At 62.7% G+C, this 21,763-nt stretch carries 19 protein-coding genes and 1 pseudogene; 9 read left to right on the top strand and 11 right to left on the bottom strand.

From position 1 onward, the window contains the following. Positions 1-14 precede the first annotated feature (14 nt). Positions 15-1,022 (bottom strand): Tim44 domain-containing protein, encoded by a 1,008-nt coding sequence (locus CO657_RS33520; protein WP_054184261.1) that lies wholly within the window; start codon positions 1,020-1,022, stop codon positions 15-17. Positions 1,023-1,104: 82 nt separating this feature from the next. Next, entirely contained in the window at positions 1,105-1,563 is a 459-nt protein-coding gene (locus CO657_RS33515; RefSeq protein ID WP_054184262.1) for a YbaK/EbsC family protein, read from the bottom strand. 344 nt (positions 1,564-1,907) lie between these two features. On the opposite strand from CO657_RS33515, the gene CO657_RS33510 reads away from it, so the two are divergent. From CO657_RS33510 to CO657_RS33480, 7 genes are read left to right on the top strand one after another with little or no spacing between them, the layout of a single operon-like run. Then, positions 1,908-3,254 carry an extracellular solute-binding protein gene (locus tag CO657_RS33510; RefSeq protein ID WP_054184263.1) on the top strand — a complete coding sequence of 449 codons (1,347 nt, stop codon included), beginning with the start codon at positions 1,908-1,910 and terminating at the stop codon, positions 3,252-3,254. A 59-nt stretch (positions 3,255-3,313) separates the two neighbouring features. Then, positions 3,314-4,615, top strand: a complete 1,302-nt coding sequence (locus tag CO657_RS33505; RefSeq protein ID WP_054184264.1) for an ABC transporter permease subunit — start codon at positions 3,314-3,316, stop codon at positions 4,613-4,615. A 2-nt stretch (positions 4,616-4,617) separates the two neighbouring features. Continuing rightward, the gene (locus tag CO657_RS33500; protein WP_054184265.1) at positions 4,618-5,460 is read left to right on the top strand and encodes a carbohydrate ABC transporter permease; all 843 of its coding nucleotides are present in this window, start codon (positions 4,618-4,620) and stop codon (positions 5,458-5,460) included. Beyond that, a complete protein-coding gene (locus tag CO657_RS33495; protein WP_054184266.1) occupies positions 5,460-6,515 on the top strand; it encodes an ABC transporter ATP-binding protein in 1,056 nt (351 codons plus the stop codon). The genes CO657_RS33500 and CO657_RS33495 overlap by 1 nt, the downstream gene beginning before the upstream one ends. Continuing rightward, positions 6,515-7,294, top strand: a complete 780-nt coding sequence (locus CO657_RS33490) for a glycerophosphodiester phosphodiesterase (protein WP_054184267.1) — start codon at positions 6,515-6,517, stop codon at positions 7,292-7,294. Before CO657_RS33495 ends, CO657_RS33490 begins: the two co-directional genes overlap by 1 nt. Beyond that, on the top strand, positions 7,278-8,282 hold the full coding sequence (locus CO657_RS33485; protein ID WP_054184268.1) for a LacI family DNA-binding transcriptional regulator: 1,005 nt from the start codon (positions 7,278-7,280) through the stop codon (positions 8,280-8,282). Before CO657_RS33490 ends, CO657_RS33485 begins: the two co-directional genes overlap by 17 nt. Further along, complete coding sequence (locus tag CO657_RS33480) at positions 8,282-9,091, top strand: inositol monophosphatase family protein (protein ID WP_054184269.1); 810 nt, start codon at positions 8,282-8,284, stop codon at positions 9,089-9,091. Before CO657_RS33485 ends, CO657_RS33480 begins: the two co-directional genes overlap by 1 nt. Positions 9,092-9,119: 28 nt before the next feature. On the opposite strand, the gene CO657_RS33475 is transcribed toward CO657_RS33480, so the two are convergent. The 3 genes from CO657_RS33475 to CO657_RS33465 all read right to left on the bottom strand — a co-directional run bounded on the left by CO657_RS33475 (position 9,120) and on the right by CO657_RS33465 (position 12,716). Beyond that, positions 9,120-10,775, bottom strand: coding sequence for a GGDEF domain-containing protein (locus tag CO657_RS33475; protein ID WP_054184270.1), 1,656 nt, complete (start codon positions 10,773-10,775; stop codon positions 9,120-9,122). Between the two features lie 177 nt (positions 10,776-10,952). Beyond that, positions 10,953-11,822 (bottom strand): glycerophosphodiester phosphodiesterase, encoded by an 870-nt coding sequence (locus CO657_RS33470; RefSeq protein ID WP_197283905.1) that lies wholly within the window; start codon positions 11,820-11,822, stop codon positions 10,953-10,955. A gap of 141 nt (positions 11,823-11,963) precedes the next feature. Next, the gene (locus tag CO657_RS33465) at positions 11,964-12,716 is read right to left on the bottom strand and encodes a GntR family transcriptional regulator (RefSeq protein ID WP_054184272.1); all 753 of its coding nucleotides are present in this window, start codon (positions 12,714-12,716) and stop codon (positions 11,964-11,966) included. A gap of 259 nt (positions 12,717-12,975) precedes the next feature. Here CO657_RS33465 and CO657_RS33460 point away from each other — a divergent pair, with 259 nt between their 5' ends. Further along, positions 12,976-13,854: a methylenetetrahydrofolate reductase gene (locus tag CO657_RS33460; RefSeq protein ID WP_054184273.1), complete on the top strand. Its 879-nt coding sequence runs from the start codon at positions 12,976-12,978 to the stop codon at positions 13,852-13,854. Positions 13,855-13,902: 48 nt separating this feature from the next. After that, positions 13,903-15,306 carry a vanillate/3-O-methylgallate O-demethylase gene (gene ligM, locus CO657_RS33455; protein WP_054184274.1) on the top strand — a complete coding sequence of 468 codons (1,404 nt, stop codon included), beginning with the start codon at positions 13,903-13,905 and terminating at the stop codon, positions 15,304-15,306. Positions 15,307-15,379: 73 nt separating this feature from the next. On the opposite strand, the gene CO657_RS33450 is transcribed toward ligM, so the two are convergent. The 6 genes and pseudogenes from CO657_RS33450 to CO657_RS33425 all read right to left on the bottom strand — a co-directional run bounded on the left by CO657_RS33450 (position 15,380) and on the right by CO657_RS33425 (position 21,630). Then, positions 15,380-16,474 (bottom strand): pyridoxal-phosphate-dependent aminotransferase family protein, encoded by a 1,095-nt coding sequence (locus CO657_RS33450; RefSeq protein WP_054184275.1) that lies wholly within the window; start codon positions 16,472-16,474, stop codon positions 15,380-15,382. Positions 16,475-16,485: 11 nt separating this feature from the next. After that, a pseudogene (locus CO657_RS33445) lies at positions 16,486-17,267 on the bottom strand (ABC transporter ATP-binding protein). Beyond that, complete coding sequence (locus CO657_RS33440) at positions 17,264-18,061, bottom strand: ABC transporter ATP-binding protein (RefSeq protein ID WP_054184276.1); 798 nt, start codon at positions 18,059-18,061, stop codon at positions 17,264-17,266. The pseudogene CO657_RS33445 and the gene CO657_RS33440 overlap by 4 nt, the downstream one beginning before the upstream one ends. Continuing rightward, positions 18,058-18,891 (bottom strand): ABC transporter permease, encoded by an 834-nt coding sequence (locus tag CO657_RS33435; RefSeq protein WP_054184277.1) that lies wholly within the window; start codon positions 18,889-18,891, stop codon positions 18,058-18,060. Before CO657_RS33435 ends, CO657_RS33440 begins: the two co-directional genes overlap by 4 nt. Continuing rightward, entirely contained in the window at positions 18,888-19,877 is a 990-nt protein-coding gene (locus CO657_RS33430) for an ABC transporter permease (RefSeq protein WP_054184278.1), read from the bottom strand. Before CO657_RS33430 ends, CO657_RS33435 begins: the two co-directional genes overlap by 4 nt. A 142-nt stretch (positions 19,878-20,019) precedes the next feature. After that, positions 20,020-21,630 carry an ABC transporter substrate-binding protein gene (locus CO657_RS33425; RefSeq protein ID WP_054184279.1) on the bottom strand — a complete coding sequence of 537 codons (1,611 nt, stop codon included), beginning with the start codon at positions 21,628-21,630 and terminating at the stop codon, positions 20,020-20,022. Between the last annotated feature and the right edge of the window lie 133 nt (positions 21,631-21,763).

Genomic DNA, 21,763 nt, shown 5'->3' with positions numbered 1-21,763 from the left:
AGACGCGCGCCACCTCAGGCGGCGCGCTGCTCGCTTCCCTGGATCGCGGCAAGCTTCCAGTCGGCGCCTGACTTGCGCACGAAGGTCCAGACCTCGATGCTTTCGCTCGGGCGGCGGTCGTCGCCGGAAACCACGCGGCCGCTGTCGCGTTCGACCATGGCATCGATCGAGGAGTAACGCATGGCAAGCGTCGCATATTCCTGGCCGTCTTCGCGCCAGGCCTCGGCAATGTCGCCCTGCAGCAGCTTGACGTCGGAGACCCGGTTGCGCACGCCGTTGGTAGCGTTTTCGCCGAGTTCCTCGGCAAGATAGGACATCGCCTCAGGCGTCGTCAGCCGGCGCAGCGTGGCGTAATCCTCGGCACCGTAAGCGGTCTGAACGTCGGTCAGCAATTCCTCGAACTGATCGAGATCGGCCTGCGCCAGCCCGATCTCGTCGCTCGGCCGGTTGCCGCGCGAGGATGCCCTTGAACCGGCACCCGAACCGATCGCCGGGATCTGGAAGGACGAATTGTTGGCAGGCGACATGCTATTGGACCGGCTGAAGGAGCCGCCCTGGCCACCGGCGCCATAGGAAGGCTGGCGGCGGTTGGCGAAATAACGCATGGCGAGCATGACGGCACCGCCGATCAAAGCGATCTGCAGCAGCATGCCGAGGAAGCCGAAGCCGCCGCCGAAACCATGACCGAGCAGCATGCCGAGGAGGCCGCCGGCAATCAGGCCGCCGATCATCGAACGGCCAAAGCCGCCGAAGAGACCAGGGCGCTGGGCGCCGAAGGGCTGCTGTGCGGTCGCTGGCGCCGTGGTCTGCGGACGCGGCGTCATCGACCGTTCGATCGGCGCGGCGGGTGCAGGCGCGGTGCTGGTGACAGGCGGAGCCTGGAAGGTGCGGGTACCGCGGCTTCCGAAGCCGCTGCTGCCGGCCCGGCGCGCTTCTGCATCGTCAAGGGAAGCAAAAACTGTGGCGCTCGTCAGAGCGGCAATTGCCGCGAACTTGGCAAAACGCGAAATGGCACTCGGCATTCCTGATCTCCTGTCATGCACAATCACGGCATGTCGGGAGAGAATATAGGTACTCTTTTCCAGGTTTGAAGTTTTTCGCCGCTTACTGGCAGACATCGACCCAGCTGGCGCCGGTCAGCTCGGCCAGCCGTCCGGTTTCGATGCGCACGGCCGAATTCGTCGAGCCGGCCGCCGGCACGACTTCATCGAAGCGTTTCAGCGAGATGTCGCAATAGATCGGCAGCGGCGAGGGCAGGCCGAACGGGCAGACGCCGCCGACCGGATGGCTGGTGACCGCCACGACCTCCTCGGCGTCGAGCATGCGCCCCTTGGCGCCGAACGTGTCCTTGAACTTGCGATTGTCGAGCCTTGCCGTGCCGCCGGCAACGACCAGCATCATCTGCTCGCCGACGCGCAGGCAGATCGTCTTGGCGATCTGGGCCGGCTCGACGCCATGGGCCTCGGCAGCAAGCGCCACCGTCGAGGAGCTCTCGGCGGTTTCGATGATGTCGATATCGGGTGCGTGCGCACGCAGGAAAGCGCGGACAGATTCAAGGCTCATGGCGACATGCTAGCGCATCGGCTCGAAAATCGGAACCGATTTTCGGAGGTACGAAGCGAGGCGAAAGCGTTGAAACCTGCTTTGTGCGTCCCGAAAGACAGGCGGGTCCGCAGGAGGGCAAGCACAATTCGAAGCGTAAAAGGCACTCCCGAAAACCGCCGCTTGCAAGTCTGACAGACATCGTCATAATAATTTTGCACACGTGCTCAATTTTGTCATTCGGCCGTTACATCAAACCCCTAGAGCGGACATCGTCACGTTTTCGTGGGGTTTCGGAGCGGCCATCATCAGCAGTGCTGACCCGCCAAGAGGCTTCACACTGCTCTTCTAGGGAGACGAAGAAGATGACCATTTTGCCGACACTGAAATCCCTCACTATTGCTGCCGCCATCCTGGCCTCGAGCTCTGCAATCGTGCTTGCCAAGGACGTTCACATCAGCGTCTGGGCCGGCGGCACCGGCCCGAATGACGTCTATCGCCTCGACGCCATCGAGATCGCAGCCCAGCAGTTGCAGCGCGAAGCCGCCCTCAAGGGCGAGGACCTGAAGATCACCGTCGAGAAGAAGCCCTATTCCGCCTGGGAAGACTTCAAGCAGGCGCTGACCCTTGCCGCGGAAGCCAAGACCGCCCCGAACATCGTCGTCAGCGGCCACGAAGACATCGCCCCCTGGTCGCAGGCCGGCCTCATCGTCCCGATCGAAGATTACGTCGATCTCGACTCCTGGCCGCTCAGCGACATCTATGAAAACCTGCTAAAGATCGCCTCCTACAACGGCACCGTCTACGGCATTCCGCAGGATGCCGAATCCCGCCCGATGTTCTTCTGGAAGCCTTATATGAAGGCGATCGGCTACAGCGACGCCGATCTCGATGCGCTGCCGCAGAGTGTCCAAGACGGCAAGTACACCATGAAAAACCTGCTCGAAGACGCCAAGAAGATGCAGGACAAGGGCCTCGTTCAGCCCGGTTACGGTTTCTATCCGCGCACCAGCAACGGTCCCGATTACTGGCAGTTCTACACCAGCTTCGGCGGCACGATGGAAGAAGGCGGCAAGCTCGTTTTCGACAAAGCCGCGATGACCCGCACCTATCAGTTCTTCGCCGACGCCGTTAAATCAGGCGTCACCAAGAAGAACCACATCGGCATGCCTGGTGATCAGTGGTGGAAGGAAGTCGCCACCGGCAAGGCAGGCATCTGGGACGGCGGCACCTGGCATTATGCCCGCCTCGTCAACCAGGAAGGCCTCAAGGACTTCTTCGGCAACGTGATCTTCACGCTGATCCCCGCCGGCGAAGGCGGCAAGGCCAACACGCTGACCCATCCGCTCGTCTATCTCTTGACCGCAGGCCACGATCAGGAAGACACCGAGATCGCCGCCCAGTTGGTCAAGATCGCCTCCGAGCCGCGCACCAACGCGCTGCATGCGGTCAAATCGGCCCATCTCGGCATCTCCAAGTCGGAATCCACCGTCGACTTCTACTCGGCCGACCGCTGGACCCGCGAAGCCACCGAGCGCCTGCTGCCGCATGCCAATGCAATGCCGAACAATTCCGATTTCGGCACCTATTGGAACATCATGTGGAAGAACCTCGAAGCCTCCTGGACCGGCGCCAAGACCGTCGACGCCGCCATCGGTGATGCCGAGAGCGAGCTGAAGAGCACGCTCGGCGACAAGATCGTCATCCGCTGAAGCATCCCTCCGGGCGGCGGCAATCCCGCCGCCCGGTCGGTTCCGCGAGGAGACCTTCTATGAAATCGTCCAGAACGCTCGGACTGGTGATGATCGCGCCTGCGTCGGTCATGATCGTCCTGTTCTTCCTGATGCCGGTGGTTCTGACGGCGGTCTTTTCGATGACCAACATGACGACGGCGACCGGCATTTCCGGCGGCGTCTACCAGATCGCGCCCAACTCCCTGATCGCGCTGAAATCGGCGCTGCCCGAAATCGCCACCGAGATGGCCGAACCGCGTTACACCATCGACGAGGCGGGCCTTAAGGCCGTCGAAGGCCTCGGGCTTGCACCGGGCATTGCCGCGGAGTTGCGCGCCAAACATGCAGGCGAGGTCTTCCCGGCACGCCGCGACGTCGAGCGGATGATCAAGGATCTCGCCGAGCGACCTTCGACACGTGAGGTCAAGCAGATCTCCGAACAGTTCAACCGCTCCGTCCTCAACACCCGCTTCGACAGCAAGGAGCAGCTGTTTTCGGCACTGGACGATCTCGGTTTCAAGCTGACGCCGGAGCAGAAGGAAACCGTCGCCAAGATAACCTATACCGGCTGGACCTGGACGACCGACAATTTCTCGCGCATGGCCAGTTCGCCCGACATGGCGCGGGTGCTTTTCAATACGGTGCTCTATGTCGCGCTGGTGCTGACGCTCTTCAACGTCGGTTATGCCCTGCTGCTTGCCATCTGGACGCATTACATGCCGCCGACGCCCGCCTCGATCTTTCGCGGCATCTGGCTGCTGCCGCGCATTACGCCCGTCGTCATCTACGTCCTGCTGTGGAAGTGGCTCGCCTGGGACAGCGGCTTCATCTCTATCCTGATGGGCAAGTTCGGCTACCCCCCGAAGAACTACCTGCTCGATACCGCCTATAATGCCTGGTTCTTCGTCGTGCTGATCAACGGCTTCATCGGCGCCTCGATGGGCATGCTGGTGTTCTCCTCGGCGATGAAGGCCATACCGAAGAGCCAGTTCTATGCAAGCGAGGTCGACGGCGCTTCGCGATGGCAGCAGATCCGCTACATCATCCTGCCGCAGATGCGCTGGCCGATCCTCTTCGTCACCTGCTACCAGACGCTGTCGCTGCTCGCCTCCTTCAATGAAATCCTGCTTGCCACCAATGGCGGCCCGGGCAACGCCACCGAGGTCTGGGCACTTGCCGCCTATCACACCGCGCTCAGGAACTATGCCGGCAATCTCGAATACGGGCTGGGCGCCGCCATGGCGCTTGTGCTCGTCGTCATCGGCGTGATGCTGTCGCTCGTCTATCTGCGCGTCTTCAACTACGGCACGCTCGTCGCCAAGCCCCTGATCGAGGATTGACCATGGCCGAACGCTCGCAGCCCTCGGCAAACTACCGCAGCTGGCCTGTCATAACGGCGCTGACCATCGTCAGCCTGCCGCTGCTGCTAATGTATATCTATCTCTTCCTCGACACGGTGACGGTGAAGCAGCCGGATGCGCTGTTGCCCTCCGGCTTGACGATCAATCACTGGCGCTTCTTGTGGCAGACGACAGCTGGCAAGGCGAATATCTGGCACGTGACACTGAATACGCTACTGTTTTCGGCCTGCACCACCAGCCTGGTGCTGATCGTCTCGTCGATGGCCGGTTACGTGCTGTCGCGGCTGAACGTACCGGCGCGCGGCTTCTTCCTTGCCGGCGTCATGGTGCTGCACGCCTTCCCGTCGGTGACGCTGATCATCGCCATTTTTATCGTCCTGCAGATGATCGGCCTCTATAATTCGCTGATCGGCGTCATCCTGGTGAAGGCTGCGATCGACCTGCCGCTCGGCATCTGGATGATGAAGGGTTTCTACGACACCGTGCCCTGGGAAATCGAAATGGCCGGCGTCGTCGACGGCGCCTCGCGTTTCCGTGTCTGGCGCAGCCTCGTGCTGCCGCAGGTCAAGCCGGGCATCATGGCGCTCGGCCTGTTCTCCTTCCTCGCCGGCTGGGGCGAGTTCATCCTGCCGCAGGTGCTGGCGCCGGGCAATCAGGTGCAGGTGCTGTCGGTCTATCTGGCGGGCTTCCTCGCCGACGACAACAATTACGATTTCAACATGTTCAAGGCGGTCGGCCTCTTCTACCTCATCCCGGTGCTGATTGCTTACGCGCTCTTCAACAAATATCTCATGAACATCTACGGCGGCGGGAGCAAAGGCTGATGCGCATCCTCCTCGACAATTTCTCGAAGAGCTTCGGCTCCACCAAGGTCATCGAGAATATGCAGCTCGAAGTCGGCGACGGCGAGATGCTGGCGCTGCTCGGCCCTTCCGGCTGCGGCAAATCGACGACGCTTTTTGCGGTCTGCGGCATTCACCGGCCGACCAGCGGACGCATCCTCTTCGGCGACCGTGACGTCACGGATCTGCCGAGCCAGGCCCGCAATGTCGGCGTCGTCTTCCAGTCCTATGCGCTTTACCCGCACATGACGGTTGCCGAAAACATCGGTTTTCCCCTGAAGGTAAAGGGCGTCAACGCCGCCGAAATCCGCAAGGAGGTCGAGCGCATTTCCGAGCTCGTTCATATCGGCAATCTCATGGAACGCCGTCCGGCGCAGCTTTCCGGCGGCCAGCAGCAGCGCGTGGCGCTGGCGCGCGCGCTGATCCGCAAGCCCGACGTGTTGCTGCTCGACGAACCGCTCGCCAATCTCGACGCAAAACTGCGCCTCGAAATGCGCTCGGAAATCCGCCGCCTGCAGCGCGAAACCGGCATCACCGCCATTCTCGTTACTCATGACCAGGTTGAGGCGATGAGCATGTGCGACCGCATCGCCATCATGAAGGAAGGCGAGATCGTCCAGATCGCCACGCCGGCGGAAATGTACAATGATCCGAAGACCGCTTTCGTCGCCGGCTTCCTCGGCAATCCGCCGATCACTTTCCTGCGCGGCATCGTCGACAAGGGCGCCTTCGCCATTCCGGAAAGCGAAATCCGCGTGCCGCTGCCTGATACCGTCGGCGCCGCCGAGGGCACCAAGCTGATGCTTGGCGTCCGGCCGGAGCATTTTACGCCTGCAGGCGATACACCGGTGTCCGGCAAGGTCACCTTCGCCGAAACGCAAGGGCGAGAAAACCTTTACGACGTTCGTCTTGCCGACGGCCCGCTGCTGCGCTCGATCCAGCCGGTGCGCAACGATATTCACGTCGGCGACGATGTCCGCTGGGCGATCGACAGCTCCGGTGTGTTCGTCTTCGACGAGAACGGAACGAGGCTCTGATGAACCGCAATTTTTCGGCATTTTTCGAGCGTTACGGCTGGCCGTCGGCCAAGGGCCGGCTTCCCTTCTGCATCGGCCATCGCGGCGCCAGCGGCCATGAGCGCGAGAACACGATATCAGCTTTCCGCCGCGCTGCCGAACTCGGCGCCGAGATGTGGGAACTCGATACGCAGCTGACCCGCGACGGCGTGGTCGTCGTCTCGCATGACGACCATCTCGAGCGTGTCTTCGGCATCGACCGCCGCATTTCGGAAATGACGGCGGCCGAGCTCGCCGCCCTCGACGGCGTCGATGTCCCGAGTTTTTCGGAGGTCGCCGCCCTCGGCCGCGAGACCGGCACCGGTCTCTATGTTGAACTCAAGGCGCCCGGAACCGGCACGCTCTGCTGGCGCCATCTTGACGAGATGAACCAGCGTTTTGCCTGCCTCGGCTCCTTCGATACGGCGCAGGTGCGCGAACTCCGCGACGCCGGCTGCGACTTCCCGCTTTCGGTGCTGATCCGCGTCGCCCATGATCCGCATGCGCTGGGTGACGAGGCGGGCGCCGATATCCTGCATCTCTGCTGGGAGAGGGCAGGCGAGCGGCCGCAGGATCTGGTGACCGAGGCACTGATGCACCGCGCCTTTGAGGCCGGCCGCGAAATCGTGCTCTGGCACGAGGAACGGCGGAGCATTCTCGATGACATCATGAAGCTTCCGGTTCTCGGCATCTGCACGGATTTGCCCGATCTGATGCGGCCGTCGGCAGAGAGGGAAAAAGCAGTTGGCAGACAGGGATAAGGGACCGCATAAGGTAACCTCCTTCGATGTGGCGCGCGTCGCCGGTGTTTCGCGCGCCGCCGTGTCGCGCGCCTTCACGCCGGATGCCAGCGTCTCACCGAAAACGCGCGAGAAGGTCTTCCAGGCCGCCAAGGATCTCGGCTATCGGGTGAACTATCTTGCCAGAAGCCTCACCAACAAACGTTCCGATCTCGTCGGAGTCGTTGCCGCCGGCCTCGACAATCCGTTCCGGACGCTGCAGATCGAGAATCTCGCAAGAGTGCTGATCGCCCGCAATTTCCGCCCCATCCTGCTGCCGACCTCGCAGGAGGCGGATACCTCGACGGTCATCGGCCAGCTGCTGCATTACGCCGTCTCCGGCGTCATCGTCACCTCGGACGCCCCGCCGACCGAAATTTGCGAGCAATGTGCAGCCGAAGGCGTGCCGATCGTGCTGATCAACAAGGGCAACGATATCCCCTTCGTCGACCGCATCATCTCCGATGACCGCATGGCCGGCTATCTCGCCGCCGCCCATCTGATCGACAGCGGCGCGCGAAAGCTCGCCGTCATGGCGGCTCCCGCCATATCCTATACGGCGCGGCGGCGGAGCGAAGCCTTCATCGCGCGCTGCAAGCAGCTCGACGTCGAGGCGCAGCTGCTGCAGGTCAGGATCAACGACTACAAGAGCGGCTATGATGCGGCCGCCAACCTTGCCTCATCCGGCATCGACGGCTTGTTTTGCGCCAACGACTATATGGCCTGCGGCGTTGTCGACCGGGTCATGCAGGGCCGCAGCCGCGACGATGCGGCGCCGCTCTCCATCATCGGCCATGACGACATCCCCCAGGCGAGCTGGACCGCCTACGACCTCACGACCATCCGCCAACCCTGCGATCTCCAGGCCGAACAGACGGTCGATCTGCTGATGAGCCGGATGGCTGAACCGGACCTGACGGCCCGCGTCGAATTCACACCGGTAACGCTGATAAGAAGAAGGACTGCCTGATGAAATCAGCATTCGATGCCGCCGCCATCCGCGCACGGGCGGAGGTCGCGATATCAGTCGCCCTCGAGGCCGGACGGGAAGCCGCCCGGTTTCGGCGCGACTCCAATCCCGGCACGCTGGCCGTCGAGAACAAGGGTTTGCAGGATTTCGTCACCATCGCCGACAGGAAGACCGAACAGGCGATCCGCGACGGGCTGCTCTCACATTTTCCGGGCGATACTTTCATGGGCGAAGAAAGTGGCGGGCGATCGGGCGAGGGCGGCACCTGGGTCGTCGATCCGATCGACGGCACGACCAACTATATCCGGGGCTTCCGGCATTGGGCCGTCTCGATCGCCTTCGTCGCCGGCGGCAAGGTCGAAATCGGCGTCGTCTACGATGCCACCGAGGACAAGATCTTTCACGCCGTTCGCGGCGGCGGCGCCTTCAAGGACGGAATTCCAGTGCACGCGGCGGCGACCGCCGATCCGGCCAATGCGCTCGTCATTCTCGGCCACTCCCGCAAGACCAGTTTCGACGACCATCTGGCGCTCTCCAAGCGGCTCCACGAACGCGGCATGGACTATCGCCGCACGGGCGCGGCGGCAATCGACCTCGTTCGCGTCGCCGAGGGTGCTGCCGATCTCTATTACGAGCGCCATCTCAATGCCTGGGATATGCTTGCCGGTGCACTGATCGCCGAAGAGGCCGGCGCCATTGTGGCGATGCCTGGTGTCGACAGGCTGCTTGCCGATGGCGGACCGGTCATCGCCCACTCACCGGGACTTACAGGCGAATTCGCCTTCATCCTCGACATCGAGGGGCTATAAGAGCATGTCGCGCCAAAGCGTGCAGCGGTTAGGCAACAACGCGATTGCGGCCGGTCTTTTTCGCCGTGTAGAGATTCTGGTCGGCGCTCGCTAAAATCTCGGTCGGAGAATTGGCCGACAGCGTGCCGGCCACACCGATGCTGATCGTGACGCGCAGTCCGTTGCAGATCTCCGACCAGTTCCATTGTTCAACGGCCGTGCGCAACCTCTCGCAGACATCGGCGGCGCCTCGGGGAGTGCCAGCCAGCAGGACGACGAACTCCTCGCCGCCGAAGCGGATGGCCTGATCGGTAATCCTGAGCTGTTTGCGCAATATGGTTCCGATGGCGCTTAGAACCTGGTCGCCGATCATGTGAGAGAAATTGTCATTGACCGACTTGAAGTGATCGACATCCAGCATCGCGATGGAATAGGGACGTTTCTCTGACGTCAGCTCCTTGAAGCGGCTGTCGAGATATTTGCGGTTATAAAGTCCGGTCAATGCATCCAGATAGACGGCATTGGCAAGAATATCGGTTTCTTCCTGCAGTTTCTGATAGGAAGCCTCCAGCGTATCGGCGCGTTTCGCCTCGGTTTCGGCAACTTCCTTCAACCGCTTGGTTTCATAATAGATTTCGGCCAGACGTGCGCGCTGTTGGGTTCTCTCGGCACTGTTCTGCAGATAGGCCTGGTGGTATTTCTTGTGAGCCTCCAGCGCCAGGTCGAACTGCCCCAGCCCTTCATGGGCCTGCGACAGATAAAAATAGATCTGGATATAGGAATCGAAACTGCCGCCCTCGCCGATCGACTCCATCGCTTCGATGAGCACCGATCGGGCTTCCTCGAATTTTCCGTGATTATTGTAGATCTGGCCGAGCGTGTAGAGAAATTGCTGCCGGTCTCTGACATAGCTGTTTTCCTGAAACAGCTGATAGCGCTCCATGCACCGGACCGCTTTGTCGTGTTCGCCCAGGTGGCTGTAATAATCGGCGTTGTTGCCGAGGCAGATGCGCGCAGCCCAGCTGTCGCCGAGTTCAATGGCGAGATCGAGCGCCTGATCGGTCAGCTCAAGCGCTCTCGTCAGCATCCGGCGCCCCTCTTCCGGCTGGCCGAGCGCTTGTGCAATATATCCGCCTTCCGAATGGGCGCCGCCAAGATTGACGAGCCACCAGCATTCATAGGTCTTGTCACCGATCGATCTGGCGAGCTCGACGGACCGCTCGCTCATCAGGATGGCCCGGTCGGGCTGCTTGTTGTACCAGAAGATAATTCCAATGACGTTGGTGGCGAGGCTTTGCGCCTTCGGGTCTGCGATCCTGTCGGCCAGGTCCAGCGCCCGCGTGGCCTCTTCGATCGCTTCCTCGGGCAGGCCCATTTCCAGCAGCAACCATCCGAAATAGGCCCGAGCATAGGCTTCCTCGGCCGGCTCGCCGGTTGATTTCCAGAAGTCCACCGCCCGGCGGACATGCGTCAGCCCCAGTTCGGCCTTGCCGGTTTGAAAACAGTACCAGGCAATGTCCGTATCGCATCGAGCGGCGAGCCGGTCGTCGCCCCGCGCCCTGGCATCGGCAAGAATTTCGCCGGCTAGCGTGAGTGCCTCGAGCGAACGGCCCGTACACCCAAAATGCCACGCTTTCTGTAAGCTGGAATCTGCCTGTTGAGTAAATGCTAAAGTATCAATAACTTGCATATCGCACACCAACATTTGTCTGTTGGAGATGGATAACATCAGAAGTTTAAAATGGTGCAAATTGTGCAAAACATGCGGCAAGCCCTGAAATAATGCATGTCGCCGGCAGTGTGCCGCGGTTCCGGGATAGCGACATGCCTAAATACCAAGAGCTAAAACCGCTCGCACCTTTCGGCAGTCAGGGCACCTATGTCACTCCGCCATGCGGAGCTTCCAGGCGCGTTCGGTCGCCGGCGCCTCGTCGGTGGTGATCTGATCCGGCTTCAGGGCCATCAGCGCCTGAAAGTTCCGCCATTCCTCGTCGCTGAAACCGACCTCGGGATGCTTCAGGGTAAAGGTCCAGGCATCGACGCGTTTGCCCTCGTCCTGGCAGAGCGCGATCATATCGAGACCTTCCCTGGCGGCATCAAGGATCAGCCGCCAGTGGAGATAGATCGTGTCCGGTTCGGTCGGGCCGCGCAGGTCGGCCCGCAATTCCATCTCCACCGCCTTCCAGCCGCTGGCCTGCCAGATATTGTAGAGCTTGTCTGTGGGATCAATGCCGCGCAGGAGATGCGGAAGCTTCTCCTTGACCGCCACGATGAGGTCGAGACTGCCGGCGCTGACGATCACCGAGGCGGCGATATCGCGGAAATGCGTCGCAAGGTGCTCGATGCCCCTGGTGCCGGTCGCCTCATATTCATCCTTCATGTCGAACTGCAGCAATGCGGCCGGATGCGTCGATTGCATCATGGCGGCGAGATCCTCGCTGAGGATCAGCGGCCGGTCGCCCTCTTTCATCCTGATATCGCCGAGATCGCCGATGGTCTTTTTGGCGATCGGCCCATGTCCTGTGGTTTCACCGTCGAGCTCTTCATCATGCAGGACGACGAAGCCGCCATCGGCACGCACCCGCAGATCGAGTTCCATCGAGGCGCCGGCTGCAAAACCCTCCGCCATCACTTCGGCGGAGAACAGCGGATCGGCAAACCGCTTGCGCAGCCGGTGCCATTTCAGGCGGGTGCGATGTCCCTCATGCGAAATCTCCAGGCCCTGCGCATCCAGCAATCTCGTCATCTGCATCAAATCTCCGCGATGCTACTCTCCTGCCTTGACGAGCCGTGATTATCAAGAGCCGGATACGGCTGCATCGGGATGCTGGAGTGGCAATCACGGCTTTTCTCCTCCTCTTACCGGCGATCGATACGATCCGCCGGCCGCGTCTCACGTCGATATCAGCGTCAGTCCCGGAACGCGGGTGATCAGGCTGCGATCCTCTTCCATGACGAATTCCAGATTGTGGCGCGCAAGCCGCGCATGTTCCCGCGCCAGCGCTTCGGCGCGGGTGCCTTCGCGCATCTCGATCGCCGCAACGATGTCGCGGTGCTGACGCTGCGCATGCACCAGCGACAGGCGGAAGGCCAGCACATCCTCCTGCTTCTCCAGAAAGGCGCTCGGCGAGGCGAACGGCAGCTGCGCTGCCCGTTCCACCTCGCGCCGCATCGTCTCGCTGCCGGCAAGACCGGCGAGCATGGAGTGGAATTCCGCATTGAGTTCGACATACTGGGCAAACAGCATGTCCTCCGGCCGATCGCGAAAGCATTTATCGAGTTCGAGGATCAGTCCTTTGATCGCCTTGAGTTTGGCTGGCGTGACGCCGCGTTCGGCGGCAAGCCGCGCTGCCGTGCCTTCAAGCACGCCCCGCAGCTCGATAGCGTCGAAAACATCCGCCGTGGTGAAGCCGCGCACGGCATAACCGCCGGAGGGGATCTGCTCGAGCAGGCCTTCCTGTTCGAGACGGGCAAGGGCAGCGCGCAGCGGTGTGCGCGAGATGCCGAGCTTTTCGGCGAGCCAGACCTCCGAAAGACGCTCGCCCGGCGAAACACCGCCGCCGAGCACGAGATCGCGCACGCCGAGAAGGCCTTTCAAGGCCTGGCTGTCGCGCTTGCGATCCACGTTTCCCTTCTCCGCAGCCATCTCTCATCCCTATTCCGGCGCTTGGGCTCTCACGAAATCCGTCCCTCTAGAAGGGAGTACGACGTGTATACCGCCTTCTGTCAAGAGATTATTGCATGACGGCCTACATAGCAATTCATATCCAAAAAGTTATCTATATAGTGCAATCTGGAGATTTTTCCATGATATTTGTTATGTCACTTGCTGACGGCGTAATTTTCGGCCTATCATTGTATACAGGATGGACACATGAGATCCTGCACGGTGAGGAGAGAGGCTTATGATGATTGCGCCGCAAAGCGAGAGCCGGGAGAAGACGCCTCTTGCCGATCTTCTTTCGCATTATTCCATCGAGGTGACGTCGCGCGACCTTCCGTCGCTGCAGAGCATGACGGCGACCCTGCCGCCGGGCTCCGAGGTCTTTGTCGCCCATCTTCCGAACGAGGATATCGGGCTTCTGGTGAGGGCCGCAGCGGGTTTGAGAGACGCCGGCTTCGTGCCGGTTCCCCATATCGTCGCCCGCAACATCCGCAACCGCCCGGAACTCGACACCATGCTTGCCCGGCTATCCGAGGAGGCCGGCGTCCGCCGTGCGCTGGTCCTCGGCGGTGATCGGGACGATGCCGCCGGGACCTTCGGCTCCGCCCTGGACCTGATCGAAACTGGGCTCTTCCAGACATATGGCATCGGCCGTATCGCCATCGCCTGCTACCCGGAAGGGCATCCGCGCATCGCCGGCGCCGTCCTCGACACCGCGCTGACGGCAAAGGTCGATGCGGCTGCCCGTGCCGGGCTCGATCTGTTATTGGTGAGCCAGTTCCTGTTCGATCAGAAACCGCTCCTCAGCTTCGCACAGCGGCTTCGCGAACGGGGCTTAACAGTGCCGCTCAGGGTCGGCATCGCCGGACCGGCCAGCCGCACCAAGCTTCTCAAATACGCGCTTCGCTGCGGTGTCGGCGCATCCTTGCGGGCGCTGCGCGAAAGAAGCGAGATCGCCCGCAACGTGCTTTCGGGCGAAACGCCGGAAGAGTTGCTGATCGATATCGCCGCAGCGCAGGCCGCCGAACCGGATCTCGGCATCAGCGGCGTGCATTTCTTCACCTTCGGCGATCCGGCCCAATCCATCCGCTGGGCAGAACAGCAGCAGCCTTCTGACTGAAACCGGCCGCAAGGCCTCGACCATCACTCGTTCAATGGGAGGAATATCATGACGAAACAGAGCCTGGAGCAGAAGCTGAGCGCCGCCGGCAATACGGTGAATATGCTCCGCAATTCGCAAATCGGCGCCTATATCTATCCCGTCGTGCCACCGGAATTCAGCAACTGGCGCGACGAGCAGCGCGCCTGGCGCGAAACCGCCGTGCTCTTCGACCAGTCCCACCACATGGCCGAACTGATGATCGAGGGGCCGGATGCGGTGAAGCTCATCTCCTATCTCGGCATCAACAGCTTCGCCAATTTCCCGGTCAACCGCGCCAAGCAATTCGTGCCGGTCAGCCATAGCGGCCATGTCATCGGCGATGTCATTCTCTTCCATCTGGCCGAAAACCAGTATCTCATCGTTGGCCGCGCGCCGACGATCAACTGGGTGGAGTTCCACGGGCAGACCGGCGGCTACGACGTCAAGCTCGACCGCGACGACCGTTCGCCATCGCGTCCGGGCGGCAAACTGGTCGTGCGCCGGCGGTACCGCTATCAGATACAGGGGCCGAACGCCTGGAAAATCCTCGAAAAGGTCAATGGCGGGCCGCTCGCCGACGTCAAATTCTTCAACATGGACACGATGAACATCGGCGGCCGGCGCGTGCGCACCCTGCGCCACGGCATGTCGGGCGCTCCTGGCCTCGAGATTTTCGGACCCTATGAAGAAGGGGACGAGATCCGCAACGTCATCCTGGAAGCCGGTGAGGAATTTGGCCTGCGCCAGGTCGGCGCCCGTGCCTATGCGACAAACACGCTGGAATCCGGCTGGATTCCCTCGCCGCTGCCGGCAATCTATACCGACGAGCGCATGAAGCCCTTCCGCGAGTGGTTGGGCGCCGACAGCTATGAAGCAACCGGCTCGATCGGCGGCAGCTTCGTCTCCGACAATATCGAAGATTATTATCTGACCCCATACGAACTCGGCTACGGCCCGTTCGTCAAATTCGATCACGACTTCATCGGCCGCGCCGCGCTGGAAAAGATAGCCGACAAGCCGCATCGCAGGAAGGTGACATTCGCATGGAACCAGGACGATGTCGCCAAAGTCTTCCAATCGCTGTTCGACCCTTCAGGCGATAACTATAAATATATCGACCTGCCGCTGTCGAACTACGCGTCATCGAGCTACGACCAGGTGACGAAGAACGGCCGGACGATCGGCGTGTCGATGTTCTCAGGCTACAGCCACAACGAGCGCACCATGCTTTCGCTCGGCACCGTCGAGCCGGACGTTCAGGTCGGCGACGTGCTGACCCTCGTCTGGGGCGAACCGGATGGCGGAACTCGGAAGACCACCGTCGAACGTCACAAGCAGATCGAGATCCGGGTCAAGGTCGCGCCGGTCCCTTACGCGCGCGATGCCCGCGAGGCCTATGCCGACAGCTGGCGCACCCGGCAGACGGCGTAAACCAAAGCAGGCCGCCTGGCCATCCACGCCGGGCGGTCCCCCATGCCGCTTTGTCGATTGCGACAGTACGCTCTCAGCGGCTGTAGACCTCACATACCGCCTCCGCAGCAGCGGCGATATCGCAGTCATGGCCGGCCTGGCTGAGGGCCGCGCCATAGGCCACGACATTCGAAAGCACCGTCTGGAACGAGGCGCGCGGTCCGGTGTGGTTCAGCCGCATCAGCCGGACCGGCGTGGTTCCCACACCTTCGGTCACCTCCACTCCCAGCCGCCCGGCGGCGGCGATCAGCGCATCGGGCGCCAAGCCCGCCGGCATCGGCACCGCGGTCACCAGGTTCGAAGCCTTTGCTGCTGGCACCCAGGCCGGGGCGCCGAGGGCGGTTAGTCCTGCCCGCGTCGCCGATGCCGCCAGCGCATGGCGAGCGACGACATTCTCCAGGCCTTCGGCCTCGATGCGGTCGAGTGCGACCTCCAGCGCGAAGAATTCCAAGGGCGCCGGCGTTCCCGGCAGAGCCCGCCGGCCGCCATCGACCCATGTTCTGAGGTCGGCCAGCGACAGGATTGAATCGCGCGGGGCGCCGCCGCTCAGGATCAGATCCCAGGCGCGAGCGCTGAGCGAAAGCGCCGACACGCCGGCCGGTCCGCCGAGCGCCTTCTGCGGGCCGATCACTGCGATGTCGATGCCGAGATGATCGACATCGAGCCGATGGCCGCCGACCGAGGCGACCGCATCGACGACGGTGACGATGCCACGGGCGCGCGCCAGCGCGAGTATCTCTGGCAGCGGGTTGAGAATGCCGTTCGCCGATTCCGCATGAACCACGGCGAGTACATCGATATGAGGGCCGGCATCGAGCGCCCTGGCAACCGCTTCGATCTCGATCGGCAGGCCCGGTTCGGCGACGACATCCTGGACCGCGGCACCACCCCGCCGCAGCCATTGCCCGAACCAGCCGCCATAGGGACTGGTGACGATATTGAGGGCGGAAAGGCCGGGGCGCGCAAGGCTGGCCGCGACGGCTTCGAGCGCCACAACCGCCTCGGCCTGCACCAGCACGATGTCGCTGCGGCTGCGCAAGATGCCGCCGATCCTGTCGGCGAGGATGGCGTAGCGCTCCGCAGGATAGGAGGGCACGCCGTGCAGGGGATTCCAACCAAGATCGGACATGGGCTTCTCCTTCAGGACGGATCGGTCACCAGAGACGAGGGACGGCGGCAACGAGCGCGCGGGCGGCCTCGGATTGCGGCGCTGCAACGACTGTCGCCGCCGGACCGGTCTCGACGACCCGCCCGCCGTCCATGACGGCAATGCGGTGTGAGACGGCGCGGACCACGGCAAGATCGTGCGAAATGAACAGACAGGCAATGCCCTGTTGCTTCTGCAGATCGACCAGAAGTTCGAGGATCCTGCCGCGCACGGTGACGTCAAGCGCCGAGACCGCCTCGTCGAGCACCAGCAGCGACGGCCGTGTCGCGATCGCCCGGGCAATCGCCACACGTTGGCGCTGGCCGCCGGAGAGCGCGCGGACCGGCCGGCAGGCATACTCGGCAGGCAGGCCGACATGTTCGAGAAGCGTGGCGATCTCGCCGGCACGCCGGTGTTTCGAAGCGACGCCGTGGATGCGCAAGGGATCGTCGAGGACGGTGCCGACATTCGCCAGCGGGTTGAAGGCGGCCAGCGGATCCTGGAACACCATCTGCATTCGCGCCCGCCTGCGGCGCAGGGCGGCACCCTTCAGCGTCAGCCAATCCTCTCCCTCGAAGCGGATCGCACCGGCATCACAGGAGAGAAGCCGCAGCAGGATGCGCGACAATGTCGATTTTCCGCTGCCGGAGGCGCCGACCAGACCGAGCGTTTCGCCGGCTGCGATCGCCAGCGACACCTTGTCGAGGGCGACAACCCGGCGGCCCGACGACGAAAAGCCTTTCGAGATGTTCTCGATGGAAAGCAGCGGGCTCACGGCGCTACCTCTGAAATCAGCGGTGGTGTCGCCAGGTCGCGATGGCTGGCAATGAGGGCCGCGGTATAGCTGCTTTCGGGCGCCGAAACCACCGAGCGGACGGGACCGGCCTCGACCAGCCGTGCATGCCGGAAGACGGCGATCCGGTCGACGAAGCCGGAAGCGAGCGCGATATCGTGGGTGATGAAAAGCAGCGTCATGCCGTCCTCGCGCACCAGCCCGTCGAGCAGACGGACGATCTCGGCCTGGACAACGACGTCGAGGGCGCTGGTCGCCTCATCGGCGATCAGCAGCGCAGGTCTTGCAGCGATCGCCGCCGCGATCGCCACCCGCTGGCGCTGGCCGCCGGAAAGCTGATGCGGAAAGGCCCGCAACGCCTTGCCGGGCTGCGGCATCCGCACTCGCCCAAGCAATTCTTCGGCTCTGAGAGAGGCCTGTTTCCAGCTGAGCCCGAGATGACGCCTGGCGCCTTCGGCGATCTGCTCGCCGATCGTCAGGACGGGATTGAGGCTCGTGCCGGGATCCTGGAAGACGAAACCGAAATCGCGGCCCGGGCGGGGCGGGTGGCCGAGGGCGGGCCAGAGCATCTCGCCGGCGACTTTCGTTCCCTCGGGCAGCAGACCGGCGAGCGACCGGGCGAGCGTGCTCTTGCCGGAGCCGCTTTCACCGATGATTGCCAGCCTTTCGCCGGCGGCGATATCGAGATCGATACGGTCGAGAGCGGCGGCAGCATTGTTTTTGCCGCGCCGATAGGTGACCGAAAGCTGCCGGAGGCTGCAGAAGATGTCGCTCATGCCGCCCTCCCGCCGTCATCGCCAAGCGCACTGCCGAGACCTTCGCTGAAGAGATGAACGCCGAGCACGGTCACGGCAAGTGCGGCGCCCGGTATGACGGAGAGATAGGCGGCCGAGCGCAGGACACTGCGGCCCTCGGCGATCATCGAGCCCCAGGTGGCGATATTCGGATTGCCGAGGCCGAGAAAGGAAAGGGCGGCCTCGGTGAGGATCGCGCCGGCGACGATGGTGGCGGAGAGCGCCAGCACGGGCGGCAGCGCGTTCGGCAGGATCTCGCGGAAGGCGATCTCCGCGGGATGCATGCCGATCACCCTTGCCGAGGCGACGTAATCCTGTTCGCGAATGGAAAGCACCTGCGCCCGTGTCAGCCGCGCCGGATCGGCCCAGGCGCCGAGCGCGATGGCAAGCACGACGATCGGGGTCGAGACGCCGATGGTGCTGACGAAGGCGAGGGCAAGCAGGAAGGCCGGCACGATCTGGAAGGCGTCGACCACGCGCATCAGCGCCTCGTCGACGATGCCGCCGGCAAAACCGGCCGCCATGCCGACACAGACGCCGAGGATCATCGCCGAAAAGGCCGCCGCAAGGCCGACGGCAAGCGAGGTGCGCGCGCCATAAAGGAGGCCGGCGAGCACGTCGCGGCCCAGCCGGTCGGTGCCGAGCGGAAAGGCCGGATCGGTGAAGGGCGGCAGCAGCGCCCGCCCGGCGATCCTGAGTGGATCGCCGGGCGAGATGATGGGGGCAAGCAGCCCGAACAGAAGCAGGATGACAAGGATCGCAAGCCCGATCACTCCTTCCGGTGTGCTGAGGATGCGGCGGAGACGGCTCATGCATCACCCTCCGAAGCGCCGATGCGCGGGTCGAGCCCGGCATAGACGAGATCAACGAGGAAATTGACCGCAATGACAAGCACGGCGCTGGTGAGGATGATCCCCATCAACAGCGGCGCGTCGCGGCCGTTGACCGCTTCCTGCGCCAGGCGCCCGAAGCCGGGGACCGCAAAGACACTCTCGATCACTACGCTGCCGCCGAGCATGGCCGCCGATTGCAGCCCGAGCATGGTGACGAGCGGCAGCAGCGCATTGCGCGCGACATGGCTCAGCACGATGCGGCTGCGCGACAGGCCTTTGGCGCGGGCAAAGAGGACGAAATCGAGCTTCCACACCTGCCCCATGCCGGCGCGCATCACCCGCAGGAACAGAGCGAGATAGATCAGGGCAAGCGCGCCAACCGGCAGGATCAAGTGATCTGATATGTCGAGCGCGCGTGAAAACCCGGTCTTTCCTGAAGCGATCGTCTCGATGCCAGCGATCGGAAACCAGCGCAGTTTCACCGAAAAGACGATGCTGAGAACAAGGCCGAGCCAGAAGCTCGGGATGGCGTAGACGATCAGCGAGCCGATCGACAGCATCCGGTCGCGCAAGGACCCCGGCCGAGCCCCGGCAAGAATGCCGAGCGCCGAACCGAGGCCGAAGGAAAGCGCGGTCGCACTGCCCATCAGCAGCAGCGTATTGGGCAGGCGTTCGGAGATGAGTTCGCCGACCGGCCGGCCGAAGGCGACCGACCAGCCGAGATCGAACCGCGCCAGCGAGGAGAGATAAAGCCAGAGGCGCGCCAGCATGGAGTGGTCGAGGCCGTAGCTCTCATGCAGCGACTGCCTGAGCGCCGCATCGCCGCCGCCGATCGAGCCGAGATAGGCGTCGACGGCATCGCCCGAAGCGGATTCGAGCAGGAAAAAGGTGAAGATCACCACGATCAGCAGCACCGGAAGGCTGCTGATCGCCCTGCGCCGCAGGAGTAGGATTGCACGTTTCACGCCGGACAGGGCCTCCGGAAGAGAATTGCCGCCGATCCTAGAGCATTTCCGTTTTTCTTCGAATCACGAAAATGTTCTATCTCTTTGTTTTTACGCAATTCCGAACGCAAAACCGCTTCGCATTTTTGCTGGAGTTGCTCTATCACGACTGCAGCGCGGTATCGCCCCAGTTCGAGACGGCCCAGCGCGGATTGTCCGAGACGTTGAGCACCGTGTCGCGGGCGACGGTGATGAAGCCCCACTCCGCAACGTTGATCAGCGGCAGGTCGGCGACGACGAGCTGTTGGAACTTGCGGTAGAGATCGGTGCGCGCCGCCGTATCGACTGTCTCGGAGGCCTGCTTGATGATCTTGTCGAGCTCCGGATTGACGTAACCGCCCTGGTTGGAGAAGGGAACACTGTCAGGCGTGCCGGATTGGACGAGAATGGTGGTGGAGATCGCCGGATCGCCGCGGAAGACCGGCGGGCCGACAGCAAGGTCGAAATCGTGATCCGTATAAACAGCCTTCAGGTGCGCGGCCGCATCGGCATTGACGATCTCCGCATCGATGCCGATCACGGCGAGCGCCTGGCGAAGGTAATCGCCGAATTGCCGGGTCTCGTTGAAATAGGGTGCGGGGCGAAGCTTCAGCTTGAAGCGGTTGCCGTCCGCTCCTTGTTTGTACCCCGCCTTGTCGAGAATATCGTTGGCGGCGGCCGGGTTGAAATCATAACTCGCGACATCGGATGTATAGAATTCCGGCGCATTCTTCGGCACCGGGCCCGTGGCGGCGGCGGCATAGCCGAGGAAGATCGTGTCGACCACGAATTTCTTGTCGATCGCCTGCGCAATCGCCTGTCGGACCCGGAGGTCGGCGAGCTCCTTGCGGCGGTGATTGATCTCGACGACGAGCTGGTAGGTCAAGGCCTCATACCCCTTCGAGATCACCTTGATGCCGTCGACTTTGGAGATGCGGTCGAGATCGGCCAGCGGCACCGCCGAGAAGGCTGCCAGCTGGATTTCGTCGGCTTCGAGCGCCGCACCGGCAGACGCGCGGTCGGGCAGCACCCGGAAGACAATCTCGTCGAGCTTCGGCTGGTCCTTGCCCCAATAGTTCTCGTTGCGCGTCAGCCGGTAATATTCGCCGGGCTTGTATTCGGCGAACTTGAACGGACCGGTGCCGACGAGCGCGTTGTTGGCCGGATTGGCGGCGATATCGCTCCCGTCGAAGATGTGCTTGGCGACGACGCTGGTGACGACCGGCAGGGCATTGCGGATGAGCTGGAACGGCGTCGGCTTGGAGAAGCGGAACACGGCGGTGTAATCGTCGGGGGTATCGACGGCTTCGAGATTGGCAAAGACCAGGCGGCCGAGATTCTGCAACGGCTTCCAGATATTGAGGGCGGAGAAGGCGACATCGAGCGAGGTGAACGGCTTGCCGTCGTGCCAGGTAACGCCGTCGCGCAGCTTGAAGGTGACGGAGAGACCGTCCGCCGAGCCCTCCCAGGAGGTGGCAAGCCGCGGTGCAAGCCCGTCCTTGCCGTCGAACGAGGCTTCGGCCAGCGGCTCGATCACCTTACTGGCGATGAAGAACACGCCGTTCGAGGCGACGATGGCAGGATTGAGATTCTTCGGTTCGGAATCGGCCGCAACAATCAGCCGGCCACCGGCCGGCGCGGCCTGCGCCAGCCCCTGTCGGGCGAGCGCCGTCGAAGCAAGCAGCAGGGCGGTGCCCTTCATCAGCGTGCGCCGCGAGATAGATGCTACGGTCATGACCTCTCCTGATCGATCAAAATCCAAGCGCCCATATTCAGGGCGAAATACCGATTGTCATAGAGATTAAATTCGAATGATCGGGCTTCCGCGAGACATTTTTTGTCACCCAACCATTATTCGTTCAGAACAG

It is taken from the genome of Rhizobium acidisoli, from assembly GCF_002531755.2.
Lineage (GTDB): Bacteria > Pseudomonadota > Alphaproteobacteria > Rhizobiales > Rhizobiaceae > Rhizobium > Rhizobium acidisoli.
The sequence above is the reverse complement of the archived record's forward strand: the minus strand, read 5'-3'. Positions and strand labels throughout refer to the sequence as shown.